Here is a 12434-nt window from a genome sequence, read left to right as displayed (position 1 = left end):
TTTAATTTTAATGACTGATGATATACTCACTTAGTTTATCGCGCTCCGTAACGTCCATTTCTACAGTCATCAATGTTCCCTCTTCTTCATAAGCAACGTTCTTCACGTTGGCTTTATCATTTAAATGAGAGACAATTTCCCCGCGATCATAAGGAATCATCAGTTTACACGTTACATATTGTTCAAAAATATGCCGCTTGATTAACGCGATCAGCTCTTCCAGACCGTTCCCTTCCCTGGCGGATAACCAAACCGTATTACCGCTAACTTTCGGATACATGATATTCGCAAGATCTGCTTTGTTGTACACATTGACCATTGCGACATTTTCAACGCCAATTTCATGGAGTGTGTCGTTTGTCACTTCAACCATATACTGGTAATCCTCATTTGAAACGTCCACAACATGGAGAAGAAGGTCCGCATCTCGCGCCTCTTCTAATGTTGAGCGGAAAGCTTGCACCAAATTATGCGGCAGCTTTGAAACGAATCCAACCGTGTCTGTCAGGATGAACTCTTTATTGTCGATCAGCTTTATTTTACGGATGGATGTATCAAGTGTTGCAAATAACATATCTTTTTCAAACACTTGCTTGGAATGATCCGTATCCATTTTTTCTAAAAGGCGATTCATGAGTGTAGATTTTCCAGCATTCGTATATCCAACAATCGACACAACAGGTATCCCACTTCTTTTCCGCTGTTTGCGCTGTGTTTCTCGTTGATCTTTCACATGGTTCAGGTCGCGCCGTAATTTTGCAATTTGGTCTTCAATTTTACGGCGGTCAAGTTCCAGCTTCGTTTCACCAGCACCTTTGTTTTGAAAACCACCGCCCGTTCCTCCCCCTTGCCTGCTTAACGATGCACGTAAGCCAATAAGGCGCGGAAGTGTATATTGAAGCTGTGCAAGTTCAACTTGCATTTTTGATTCGCTCGTCCTAGCGCGCCGCGCAAAAATATCTAAAATCAGCATCGTCCGGTCGATAATTTTACATTCAAGCTCCTGTTCCAAATTCCGAATTTGAGACGGAGATAATTCATCGTTAAAAATGATTAAATTTGCATCCGTTGCATCATAAACGTTTCTGATCTCAATAACCTTTCCTTTTCCAACATAGTGGGATGGGTGGCGGCGCTCCAAACTTTGCGTCACAACCCCAACCGTTTCTACATCGATCGCATCGGCAAGGTTCTTTAACTCTTCCATCGCATAGTCAAAATGTTCATCTTGCTGCTCGTGGACACCGACAAGAATTGCCCGTTCTACTAAAATCTCCATAACATTACCCCTTCCAGCTAGGCCTTCCTGAGGCTAATGATACCCTCATTGTTCTTTTTATTTTACCATAATCATGTCTTTTCAATACGCAAGGTGGTTTCTCATTGGATTTTCACATCAGCTAATCGCTCTTTTCCGTCTTCTTTTTCAATAAATGTTAACGTCACATTCGGCAAAACAATATCATGCTGGTCTCCCACTTTTTGTGAAAGTAATACGGCCCACTCGCCAGTCGTGCCTAATGGGTCATGTACGTGGAATTGACATTCAACAATTTGCTTTTGCTCATCATAAGGCGAAATCGTTCCCTCTTTTCGGAGCATCGCAAAACGTTGTTCTTCCTCCTGTTCCCATTCGATAAAAAACGGGTATGGCAATTCATCCGACACAGATTGGTCAACAAAAAGCATTTTCCATTTACGAAGCTCTCCGTTCGCTGTTTTACGGCTGGCATCCAACACACCTGACGTTTGGAATCCTTTGTTTTCAATGTCTTCTTTCAGCGCCTCGATATTTGTCACGGACAGGCAAATTGTCCCCCAGCCTTCGCCGTCTTTTACATCATGTAAAAGTAAATCCACTAACGGATGTTGTGCTTTCTTTGCAACATCTTCCCGTTCGACGGATAACCATTCCATGTAAGCATTGCCAACGTAACGAAGCGCATTTTGCGTTCCCCAGTTTTCGTGGCGTCCGCCCACAACTGCATGCTCTTTTTCAGCCAACTTTTCCGCTACGATCGTCTTTGGGTCTTTTTTTGTAAAATAAACAACGTGATCAAGTTTCATGAACTCTTTTTCTCTCCTTAAACAAAAAGCCCGCAGAATGTCTGCAGGCTTTTCCTCTATTATTTCCCATCACGCTCGAGCAATTCAAGCGCTTCTGTGAATTCTTTTTCAATTTCAGGATTTGGACGATAAGTAATCAAGCTTACGATCATCGTGACGATCCAGCAAATAATGAAGCCTGGCACAATTTCATACAAAGTCCCTGTTAAAACTTCCACGTTCCCCCAAATGATAACCGTAATCGCTCCGGCAACCATTCCCCAAAGCGCGCCGGCTGCCGTGATTTTCCTCCAGTATAGAGATAACAAAATAATTGGTCCGAATGATGCTCCGAATCCTGCCCAAGCAAATGAAACGATTTTTAAAATCGACTCGTTATTCGGCCACGCAAGCGCCATTGCAATGATTGAAACGACTAAAACAGCCATTCTTCCCAAAAATACATATTGCTTATCTGAAGCATCCGATTTAAATACCGCTTTATACAAGTCTTCGATTAAAGCCGAAGAAGTAACGATCAGCTGAGAAGAAATCGTACTCATAACAGCCGCCAGAACAGCCGCTAACATAATACCAGCGATGAACGGATGGAAAATGATTTGCCCAAGAACGATGAATACTGTTTCTGCATCTGCCAGTTTAACAGTTGTATTTTGATGATAATAAGCAATTCCAACAAGCGCTGTGGCGATCGCGCCGAAAAGGCTTAAAAACATCCAGCCGATTCCAATGCGACGGGCGCTTTTCGTCTCTTTTACAGAGCTGATCGCCATAAAACGAACGATAATATGCGGTTGGCCAAAATATCCAAGCCCCCATGCGACCGCAGACAAGATCCCAAGGAAAGAAGCGCCTGATACAAAGTTCAATAATTGCGGATCCACTTCACGAATACTCGCCGTTGTTTCCGTAAATCCACCTGTTATAAAGATCCCCACAACAGGCACAAGGATTAAAGCTATGAACATAATGAGCCCTTGCACAACATCCGTGTAACTAACCGCAAGGAATCCACCGAATAGTGTATAGAATATAACGACTCCCGAAACGATTAATAAACCGGCATGATAGTTAAGTCCAAAAGAACTTAAGAAAAACTTGCCGCCTGCAACCATTCCTGACGAAACGTAAAACGTAAAGAAAATAAGAATAATAATACCGGAAGCAACACGCAGTAATCGCGAACTATCTTTCAATCGACTTTCCAAATAACTTGGAATCGTAATCGAGTCATTCGATACTTGCGTATAAACACGCAAACGCGGCGCCACAAGCAACCAGTTTAAGTAAGCCCCGATTGTCAACCCGACCGCAATCCATGCTTCTACTAAACCATTTAAATAGATTGCGCCCGGCAACCCCATGAGCAACCAGCCTGACATGTCTGCCGCGCCCGCGCTGAGAGCGGTTACAGCGGGTCCCAGTGAACGTCCACCAAGCATGTAATCGGTTAAATTCGATGTTCGTTTAAACGCATACCAACCAATAAAGACCATTGCAGCCATATACAAAATAATTGCGATTAATTGATACATTTCATTTGACATGGTACTTTCCTCCTTTTGCCTTCATAATACCACTAGTTAACTGTTATGAAAACGCAGTCTTTACCAATTTTGTAATGTAAAACTATTCAAAATTGGCGATTAAAGAGATACCATGGATGATAGACTATAAAACATTTCCTGTTTCTACAAATTCCCCGGGAAATAACAGACATTCGACAAGGAGGACTTGAATATGACACATGAAAAATGGTTACACCAAACAATTGATATGGCCATTCAGAATGTCCGAGATGGCGGCGGCCCATTTGCTGCAATCGTTGTAAAAGACGGAGAAGTGATTGGAAAAGGGACAAATCTCGTTCATCGTCTCAATGACCCTTCCGCGCACGCGGAATTGCTGGCGATCCGAGAGGCTTGCCAAACAATCGGATCCATCGACTTATCGGATTGCGTCCTGTATGCAAGCGGGGAACCGTGTCCAATGTGCCTTGGCGCTGCGTACTGGTCGACTGTTGGACAGATTTACTATGCTTGCGGCAAATCGGAAGCATTAGTCGGCGCGGGCTTCACAAACCCATTAAACGCTTTTTATTCCGATCAGGAGAGATTGCCGGAACAGCGAATGGTTCCTTTTATGCAGATGGAAGTTGAAAAGGCGCTGGAACCGTTTCACGAATGGAATCGACACAATCTTGAGGCTTGAAAAAGCAATGGCGATAAGTGGAACAAAGACTGGAAAAATGATTAAAATAGCTGTAATAACCGAAATACCTTCCAACCAAAACAAGGTAATCCACTCCTTTCTGGGTCTTTATAAGGAGGTTATCGCCAGTAAAACTTTGTTAATCTTAGACTATATATAATTATTTGAGGTGATGATAATGGTCATTGAGTTATTAACCGCACACGCATCTGTTCGAAAATATAAGCCAGTTCCTTTACAGTCCGAGGATGTGCGGGAACTCATTCAAGCCGGGCAACATGCGGCGAGTTCTCACTTTGTTCAAGCCTATTCCGTGATCCACGTCACGGACGAACAAAAGCGGAAGGAACTGGCGGATTTATCGAAAAATCCAAACCAGATTTTGTCTGCGGGTGCTGTACTTGTATTTTGCGCAGACTATTGCAGATTACAAAAAGCCGCGCAACTGCTCGATCGTGAAATCGATTTTTCGTATGCTGAAAACTTGCTTGTTAGCACAGTTGACGTCTCTTTATTTGCCCAAAATGTCGCCATCGCAGCGGAATCGAAAGGCTATGGTATTTGCTATATTGGCGGTGTTCGTAATGCGCCGGAAGAAATAAGCGCGCTGTTTAACTTGCCAAAAGGCGTCGTTCCACTGTTCGCCATGTCTATCGGCGTCCCTGACGAGGAAAATGAAGTAAAGCCAAGACTGCCTGTTGAAGCCATCATCCATGAAAACAGCTATGATCCAGAGAAATACGAAGAAATCCTGCCTGCCTACGATCAAACGATGAATGCGTATTATTTAAGTCGCGGCTCCAATCAAAAAGACGCGAATTGGACAACTTCGATGGCGAATTTTTTAGAAACACCAAAACGAACGTATATGAAAGCGTTCTTGGAAAAGCAAGGTTTTACATTTAAATAGGAGTGTTTGCATGGAGTTTGAACAATTAATCGAGGAACTGTCACATCGGTTCACAAATGGAACGCTCATTAGCGGGACAATTAGCCAGCCGCGAACGAAATCGGCTGATTTAAAGCGGGTAAAAGTGAAGCCTGTCACGCTCAGAGGTCAGCTTCATATCCAATTGGAATATCAGTATGAACGGGTATTAAAGCATGAAAATGTACTTCCCGAACACGTGCATGGGCAACTCAAACTATTGCTTGAACAATTTAAGCAAGTACATGCGGAATTTTCCGATGAAAAAATTCATGTACAGTTAACGAAGAAATTCAAAGTGATGTGGCGCACAGAAAAGACGTCGTCTACTAAAGTCGCCAATCTATCGCATAATCGGAAGAAAAATTATTTACTGCAAGAGGATACCCCTTACCCGTTTCTTATTCGGCTTGGCGTCCAGTCACCCGAGGGAAAGGTAAAAAAACAAAAGCATGATAAGTTCAGGCAAATTAATCGTTTCGTTGAATTTATCGATGATGCACTCGCTCATTTACCAAAAGATCGCACCATTCGCATTTTGGACTTTGGTTCAGGTAAATCGTATTTGACTTTTGCGCTTTACCACTACTTACATGTTGAAAAAGGATTGGATCTCCACGTGACCGGACTAGATTTGAAAAAAGAAGTAATTGAACACTGCCGCGAGATCGCGCAAGATTTGGGTTACGAAAATTTATCATTCGAAATCGGTGATATTAACGACTACAACGAAGAAACGTCTGTCGACATGGTCGTCACGCTCCACGCTTGTGATGTAGCAACTGATATGGCGCTTGGCCGCGCTGTGAAATGGGGAGCCAAAGTTATTTTGAGTGTGCCTTGCTGTCAGCATGAACTTTTCAATCAAATTCAGTCACCAGCACTTGATGTGATGTTGCAACATGGACTGATCAAAGAACGATTTTCCGCACTTGCCACGGATTCAATTCGGGCGGAACTTTTAAAACTAGTCGGCTATGATGCGCAGTTGTTAGAGTTTATCGACCTCGAACATACGCCGAAAAACATTTTAATTCGGGCTTATCATACCGGACGAAAACCATCTGAAAGAGAAATTACCCAGTATGATGCGTTCAAAAAGCTCCTACAGGCTGATCCATTTTTGGAACGGGAGTTAGTGGATCGATTGCCGAAGCCACAATAAAAAAGACCCTTTCACTGCACTTAAAATAACAGTGAAAGGGACCATTCACTTTTCCAATGACACATCCAAAAACACATATCCATCCCGCTCATGCTGCCCGGTAAAAGAGATGGGCACGCGCTCCTTAAAGATCGGACCATCTACAACGACAGTATGAAACTCCCCTGATTCGCCGCAAGAATCAATGCCTTGCGCCTCCAGCTCGTCCATTAACGCAATTGTGAATTTCCGGCCTACAAACTCTGCTGGCATCATTTTTGTATTGACAACGACAAGATAAGCTTCAAACCCCGCTTCGACAAATTCTTCAAGAATCTTTCTGCGCGGTTCCATCCAAAGCGGATGCACAGCTTCCATCTCAACTTTAGCGCAAGTTTTCTGCACCCATTCCAAATGATCGACTAAGTCAATATCACCGAATACCGCATGATCGATGCCGTCATTTTTACATTCCTGCATCGCATCTAAAAATTGTTTTTCATACCCTTGCCAACTAGCCCCTCTAATCGTGAGGGGGATCCCAATTCTTGTCGCCTGCGCCTGGACAACTTCCAAAGGTAATGCATGTGATTTCGATCGTTCTTGGTCTTCTTCAAACATTGTCCAAAGTCGCATTGGCAACCCTTGTCCTTTGACTGCCCGGTAAAACGCCATCGCTGAATCTTTTCCGCCACTCCATGATGCGACAAATGGTTGACCTTTCCTCATCAATTCGTATCATCCCCCGTTCATCGTTATCAGAATCATACCATGTTTTACCTCTCTAAAAACTGATGCCATAGCAAAAGACGTTCCATCGTTTTATGATGAAACGTCTTTTGGCTCAAGATGAGTTTAATATAGATTAGCCTACAAACATATTTGCAATGAGTAAGGAGACGAGAGAAACTCCCCATGCAATTGTTGTCGGAACCGACCAAACCATCACTTGTTCTTTTACTTCTTTAATCCCAAGCATTCGATTGACGACCCAGAAAAGGCTGTCGTTGAAATAGGAGAAAATCATCGCGCCAAGCGCTGCAGCTTGCGCGGCAAGCGCCATGTTAATATCTAAGTTTATAACGATTGGCGCAGAAATGGACGCAGCTGTAATCATTGCGACGGTTCCACTTCCTTGAATCAAACGAACAATCGTTGCAATGAAAAATGGAATTAAAATTGCCGGCAACGGTAATGTCGCGACTTGTTGCGCAATATAATCCCCCGCGCCGCTTTCACGAAGTACTTGTCCCAGCGCACCGCCCGCTCCAGTTACAAGCAAGATAATACCCGCTGTCACAATCCCTTCTTCCATTCGCTCAAGCGCTTCTTCGCGTTTAAGTTGTCCCGCTAACGCATAAATTGCCACTACTAACGCTAAACCGACCGCAATAATTGGCTGTCCTAAAAATAATACGTAGTCAATCCAACCACCGCTAATCTTCAGCGCGGCTAATGTCGTATTTAAAAAGATTAAAACAATTGGCAATAATATAGGCAGCATTGAACGGAAAAGAGAAGGTAATTCTTTACTGCGTTCATCTGACAGCTGCAAAAATTCCTGATAAGCTAACTGTGTATCTGGGCGTTCAAACGCCAATCCATCTTCTGTCGGAACCTGGTAAATTCTTTTACCAATCCATTTTGCGTATAACACACCGGAAATGATAATCGGAATTGCGAAAACAAGTCCCCATGCAATCATTTTTCCAATATCGACACCAAAGATCCCAGCGACTCCAAGCGGTCCCGGTGTCGGCGGTACAGCATGGTGTGTAGCGACTAATCCAATAGCAAGCGCTACGCCCAATGTAATAACAGATTTACCCGTTTTACGTGATAACGCTTTTACAAGCGGGTTTAAAATAACAAAAGCAGAATCGACAAAAATGGGAATCGAAACGATATAACCAGCAATCGCCAGTGCCCATTCTTCTTTCTTTTTCCCGACAAAGCGAATAAGACTATACGCCAACCGTTCTGCCGCGCCCGATACTTCTAAAATCCGTCCAATCATGACCCCAAACCCGACGACAATCCCGATTGAACCGAGTGTACCGCCGAATCCTGCTGAAATCGTAGAAGCGACTGCGACCGGCTCCATACCGCCGATTAATCCTGTTAATGATGCTGCGATAATTAGCGCTAAAAACGCATGGATTTTTGTTTTTAACACTAGAAATATAAGTGCCATCACACCGATGACTAACCCTAATATCATTTGCGCTTCTGGTGACATTCTTGACTTCCTCCTAAGCTAAAAAAATGAAGGAGGAGAAAACCTCCTCCATTGATTTCAATTTTTATAATGATTCACGTGTAAATTTCGGTGCATATTCTGCGGCTAGTTTAATACACTCATACATACTCACTTCAGATGCAATATTTTTCCATGCGATATCAAATGCCGTTCCATGGTCAACAGAAGTACGAAGGAATGGAAGACCGTTTGTAATGGAAATCGTACGGTGGAAATCCGTCATTTTCGCAGCAATATGACCTTGATCGTGATAAAGAGAAAGAACTGCATCATATTTCCCGTTTAATGCTTGGAAAAAGACAGAGTCTGCCGGAACTGGACCATAAGCGTCGATGCCGTCCGCTTTCGCTAAGTCAATTCCCGGTGTGATTTCATCTATCTCTTCATGACCGAAAAGACCGCCTTCACCGGAGTGCGGGTTAAGCCCCGCGACAGCAAGTTTACGGCTTTCAACACCTAGACGTTGCAGTGCTTGGTCGCAGCGAATTAAGTAATCATGGACACGCTCTTTCGTCATTTGCGTAATCGCCTCTGCGAGTGATACGTGACGCGTTAAGAAGAAAATACGCATGCCTTTTACTTGGAACATCGTTAGCGGATCCGGTGTTTCTCCTAAATCCTCTAGCATTTCCGTATGTCCGATATACGGAACATTCGCCGCCTTCAGTGACTCTTTATTGATTGGCGTCGTCGCAAGCGCGGCCACTTCGCCCGCCATCGCAAGTTTGACAGATTTCTCGACGTATTCGAAAGAAGCTTTCCCGCATTGAGCTTGAACTTGTCCCGGTTCAAGCGCTTCAATATCAATATTATTCAGATCTAACACATCAATTGTGCCAAGCTCATATTTCCCTTCTGCAGGCGTCGACACGACATTCACTTTCAAACCTGTTTCTGTGACATCAATTGACTTTTCAATGACTTTCGCATCCCCAACGACAAGTGGGTAGCATAACTCGTAAATTTCTTTATGTGCCAATGATTTCACTGTAATTTCTGGCCCGATTCCTGCTGCATCTCCCATTGGAATTGCAATAATTTTACGTTCTGTCATATTCAAACACTTCCTTAGTTTTTAGTTTGGAAATAAGCAATGCATTTATAAATTGTATATTTATCGCCAACCGTGCCACCTTTAGTAATGACCGGAATTCCATCGAATGTTCCACCGACATATTTCCCATAAGCCGCACGTGGGATCACTTCATCCATTAACTGAATGGCATTTGCCCCGCTTTCAGCAAATATAGCCGCAGTGACATCTCCACCACACGAAAATGTTCCATGGATTTGAATGTTCGTTTTTAACATGACATTGTGGGTTACTTTTGCAAGTCCTGCCGTAATTCGCTTGGCTAACATTTCCTCAGATACATTCTCTTTCATGGCAATTTGCGACAACGGCAATATTTTCGACGTCGGGGAGAGTGTAGTAATAATGAGAATTTCTTCATGATCAAGCTTATGCAAAGCATCCTCAGTCGCACGCTCGATCTCTTTCTCCCAGTCACTTGTTAGTGTTGCCAATTTTTCTGCATCTACATAAACTGGATTCGCAGATGTTTTATCGATTAAATATTGAAGTTGCCGTCCTGTTTGAGCTGTTACACTCCCAACCGTCACAAGATATTTACGTTCTTTTTCGTTTTTCCGAGCTTTTACTCGCGCAAATGCCGCCGATAATGGTCCGGGATCCACCGGGACAAGCACTCTATTTTCAATAGCTGCCATTGCCTCGGCAACATGGTCAATGTCATCATTCGTCACTGCATCTAATATGATGACTCGCTTGTCCTGCTCCATTAAAGACTGTAATTTTGATACAATTTGCGATGGTCCTTGCAACACATCTCCAAGTCCAATATGGCCAATTGCAAGTTGGCTTTGTTCCGCAACAACATCGGGAACATATGAGTTCGTAACCGGGTTCAATGGATCTTTGGCAACATTTGTTTCTTGTACAGGTATTCCTTCAACCAATAAATACCCTCCGGATGTCACGCGCCCGGAATCTGGATATGAAGCGATCACGATTGCGACACTGTCGTCTCCCATTTCTTCTAACAAAGCATCGATTTCTGATCCTAGGTTGCCTCGAATTGTGCTATCGATTCTTTTTGCCACAATGTCGGCACCCCATTTACGGAGCTCGGCATACGTATTCGATACGCGGTCTTTAGCGACTTCCATCGATACATATCGGCTATCGGTGTCCACACAAATGGACGTAAATCCATTTTCCTTGGGAACTTCTCCACCAAAAACAATTGTGACACTTGTAAATCCGACTTCCGCTAATAGTACCCCCGTTGCGTTGGCGCCCGTTAGGTCATCAGCAATAACTCCTATTTTCATTGTTCCACCTGCCTTGCCCTAATAATATCCACTTGTGCCTCATAAGCTTCAATTTGCAATTCTGAAAGTTTATCGTCCGTGATCATAGCGGTAATCTGATCAAGATCACACACTTTGGCAAATGATTTTCGGTCAAATTTTGAAGAATCTGTTACGAGAATAATTTGCTCAGCTGCTTCATTCATTCTTTGCTTCAGGGATGATTTTTCAAACGTCGGTGAAGTGATCCCAAATGATGGATGAACCGCATGAGCGCCAAGGAAAAACAAATCGACATGAATGGAGCGGAGCATTTCTTCTGCTACTGATCCAAACAATGCACCGACGTCATTTTGTAAACGTCCGCCAAGGACAATGACTTCTAGCTTGCTATCCATTAACTCTGCCGCAATTTTAATATCATTTGTTACGACTGTTACATCTTCACGAAACTTCAATTGCTTTGCAATTTCCAATGTCGTTGTACCCGAGTCAAGAAGGATCGTCATACCAGCCTGAATAAATTCAATTGCTTCCCGTGCAATGGCCTTTTTTTCAACAACGGCCATTACCGCTTTTGATTCAAAAGTTCTTTCCCCAATTAGCGCTTGCGGCAGAACCGCGCCTCCGTGCGTGCGTATGAGATTCTTTTGCTTTTCCAACGCATCAAAATCACGACGAATTGTCATAGGTGTCACTTGCAACTCTTCCGCGAGTTGAATAATCTCGACTTTCCCTTCAACTTTAAGGCGCTCTAAAATGTGTCGTCTTCTTTCCCTCGGAGACATCGCTTGGCCTCCTTTATCAAAATAAACTATCACTACTGTTAAAAATGTTAATTTCGAACATTATTATGTTCTTATCTAACAAATAAGTCAAGGACGTTGTATTCGTACTACCCTTTTAAAGGCACAATAAGAGCTCTTTTCTTGAATGATACAAAAAAAACAGACACACTACAGTGCAGTAGTATGTCTGTTTTCTATCAACTTATGAAGGCATCGGTGTTGGAGTTGGTTCCGCATAGCCTTCTTTATACATTTCATCAATCGCTTCTCGTGTCTCTTTCAGCGACTTCCCATCTTGAACCATTTTGACGGATTCCATAGCGATTTCAAGACAGACGAGGCACCGCGTGCCATGATCGTCCCAAACGACAGATCCGTCTTCACGAACTTCATGAATGAAGCAGTTCTTGTTGTTCAGATGTCCCGCACTATCACCGCAACCGCAGTAGCATGGCATATGATCCAGAATATCTGTCGCCGCTCCCGCCACTTGATAAACGAGACGCATCTCTTCAGGTCGATCGTCTAGAAAACTAGGCAATTCCTGGGCAGATGCTGTGACTTCTTGTAAATCGCCATTTTCAAGTTGTCTTTGTTCTCCGTGTGCAAGTACATCTGCTTGATGAGACTTTTGTCCGCATGCGGATAGAACAAGGATCGCTATGGATACAATGAGTACAAATCTAAATTTCGTGATCATAT

12 protein-coding genes are annotated in these 12434 nt (G+C 43.3%); 3 read left to right on the top strand and 9 right to left on the bottom strand.

Annotated elements, in window-relative coordinates; translation table 11 throughout:
* Positions 1 to 7: 7 nt before the first annotated feature.
* The 3 genes from hflX to putP all read right to left on the bottom strand — a co-directional run bounded on the left by hflX (position 8) and on the right by putP (position 3614).
* The gene (gene hflX, locus AU377_RS11070) at positions 8 to 1279 is read right to left on the bottom strand and encodes a GTPase HflX (protein WP_067407819.1); all 1272 of its coding nucleotides are present in this window, start codon (positions 1277 to 1279) and stop codon (positions 8 to 10) included.
* 101 nt (positions 1280 to 1380) lie between these two features.
* Positions 1381 to 2067, bottom strand: coding sequence for a VOC family protein (locus AU377_RS11065; protein WP_067407818.1), 687 nt, complete (start codon positions 2065 to 2067; stop codon positions 1381 to 1383).
* Positions 2068 to 2126: 59 nt separating this feature from the next.
* Positions 2127 to 3614 carry a sodium/proline symporter PutP gene (gene putP, locus AU377_RS11060; RefSeq protein WP_067407817.1) on the bottom strand — a complete coding sequence of 496 codons (1488 nt, stop codon included), beginning with the start codon at positions 3612 to 3614 and terminating at the stop codon, positions 2127 to 2129.
* 193 nt (positions 3615 to 3807) lie between these two features.
* Here putP and AU377_RS11055 point away from each other — a divergent pair, with 193 nt between their 5' ends.
* From AU377_RS11055 to AU377_RS11045, 3 genes are all read left to right on the top strand, one after another.
* Positions 3808 to 4278 carry a nucleoside deaminase gene (locus AU377_RS11055; RefSeq protein WP_067407816.1) on the top strand — a complete coding sequence of 157 codons (471 nt, stop codon included), beginning with the start codon at positions 3808 to 3810 and terminating at the stop codon, positions 4276 to 4278.
* A gap of 178 nt (positions 4279 to 4456) precedes the next feature.
* A complete protein-coding gene (nfsA, locus tag AU377_RS11050; protein WP_067407815.1) occupies positions 4457 to 5188 on the top strand; it encodes an oxygen-insensitive NADPH nitroreductase in 732 nt (243 codons plus the stop codon).
* 10 nt (positions 5189 to 5198) lie between these two features.
* Positions 5199 to 6371, top strand: a complete 1173-nt coding sequence (locus AU377_RS11045; protein ID WP_067407814.1) for an SAM-dependent methyltransferase — start codon at positions 5199 to 5201, stop codon at positions 6369 to 6371.
* Between the two features lie 45 nt (positions 6372 to 6416).
* Here AU377_RS11045 and AU377_RS11040 read toward each other — a convergent pair whose 3' ends face one another.
* The 6 genes from AU377_RS11040 to AU377_RS11015 all read right to left on the bottom strand — a co-directional run bounded on the left by AU377_RS11040 (position 6417) and on the right by AU377_RS11015 (position 12432).
* Positions 6417 to 7079 (bottom strand): diphthine--ammonia ligase, encoded by a 663-nt coding sequence (locus AU377_RS11040; RefSeq protein WP_067407813.1) that lies wholly within the window; start codon positions 7077 to 7079, stop codon positions 6417 to 6419.
* A 136-nt stretch (positions 7080 to 7215) separates the two neighbouring features.
* Positions 7216 to 8589 carry a GntP family permease gene (locus AU377_RS11035; RefSeq protein ID WP_067407812.1) on the bottom strand — a complete coding sequence of 458 codons (1374 nt, stop codon included), beginning with the start codon at positions 8587 to 8589 and terminating at the stop codon, positions 7216 to 7218.
* Positions 8590 to 8653: 64 nt separating this feature from the next.
* The gene (gene pdxA / locus AU377_RS11030; RefSeq protein ID WP_067407811.1) at positions 8654 to 9664 is read right to left on the bottom strand and encodes a 4-hydroxythreonine-4-phosphate dehydrogenase PdxA; all 1011 of its coding nucleotides are present in this window, start codon (positions 9662 to 9664) and stop codon (positions 8654 to 8656) included.
* Positions 9665 to 9678: 14 nt separating this feature from the next.
* Positions 9679 to 10965, bottom strand: coding sequence for a four-carbon acid sugar kinase family protein (locus AU377_RS11025; RefSeq protein ID WP_067407810.1), 1287 nt, complete (start codon positions 10963 to 10965; stop codon positions 9679 to 9681).
* On the bottom strand, positions 10962 to 11732 hold the full coding sequence (locus tag AU377_RS11020; protein ID WP_067407809.1) for a DeoR/GlpR family DNA-binding transcription regulator: 771 nt from the start codon (positions 11730 to 11732) through the stop codon (positions 10962 to 10964). The genes AU377_RS11025 and AU377_RS11020 overlap by 4 nt, the downstream gene beginning before the upstream one ends.
* A 202-nt stretch (positions 11733 to 11934) precedes the next feature.
* Complete coding sequence (locus AU377_RS11015) at positions 11935 to 12432, bottom strand: PCYCGC motif-containing (lipo)protein (RefSeq protein WP_067407808.1); 498 nt, start codon at positions 12430 to 12432, stop codon at positions 11935 to 11937.
* Positions 12433 to 12434: the final 2 nt, after the last annotated feature.

The sequence above is a fragment of the Sporosarcina sp. HYO08 genome (assembly GCF_001563475.1).
GTDB lineage: Bacteria > Bacillota > Bacilli > Bacillales_A > Planococcaceae > Sporosarcina.
The sequence above is the reverse complement of the archived record's forward strand: the minus strand, read 5'-3'. Positions and strand labels throughout refer to the sequence as shown.

Coding starts and splice junctions, on each gene's coding strand:
- hflX (WP_067407819.1), bottom strand. CDS start 1,279: ATGGAGATTTTAGTAGAACGGGCAATTCTTGTCGGTGTCCACGAGCAG.
- AU377_RS11065 (WP_067407818.1), bottom strand. CDS start 2,067: ATGAAACTTGATCACGTTGTTTATTTTACAAAAAAAGACCCAAAGACG.
- putP (WP_067407817.1), bottom strand. CDS start 3,614: ATGTCAAATGAAATGTATCAATTAATCGCAATTATTTTGTATATGGCT.
- AU377_RS11055 (WP_067407816.1), top strand. CDS start 3,808: ATGACACATGAAAAATGGTTACACCAAACAATTGATATGGCCATTCAG.
- nfsA (WP_067407815.1), top strand. CDS start 4,457: ATGGTCATTGAGTTATTAACCGCACACGCATCTGTTCGAAAATATAAG.
- AU377_RS11045 (WP_067407814.1), top strand. CDS start 5,199: ATGGAGTTTGAACAATTAATCGAGGAACTGTCACATCGGTTCACAAAT.
- AU377_RS11040 (WP_067407813.1), bottom strand. CDS start 7,079: ATGAGGAAAGGTCAACCATTTGTCGCATCATGGAGTGGCGGAAAAGAT.
- AU377_RS11035 (WP_067407812.1), bottom strand. CDS start 8,589: ATGTCACCAGAAGCGCAAATGATATTAGGGTTAGTCATCGGTGTGATG.
- pdxA (WP_067407811.1), bottom strand. CDS start 9,664: ATGACAGAACGTAAAATTATTGCAATTCCAATGGGAGATGCAGCAGGA.
- AU377_RS11025 (WP_067407810.1), bottom strand. CDS start 10,965: ATGAAAATAGGAGTTATTGCTGATGACCTAACGGGCGCCAACGCAACG.
- AU377_RS11020 (WP_067407809.1), bottom strand. CDS start 11,732: ATGTCTCCGAGGGAAAGAAGACGACACATTTTAGAGCGCCTTAAAGTT.
- AU377_RS11015 (WP_067407808.1), bottom strand. CDS start 12,432: ATGATCACGAAATTTAGATTTGTACTCATTGTATCCATAGCGATCCTT.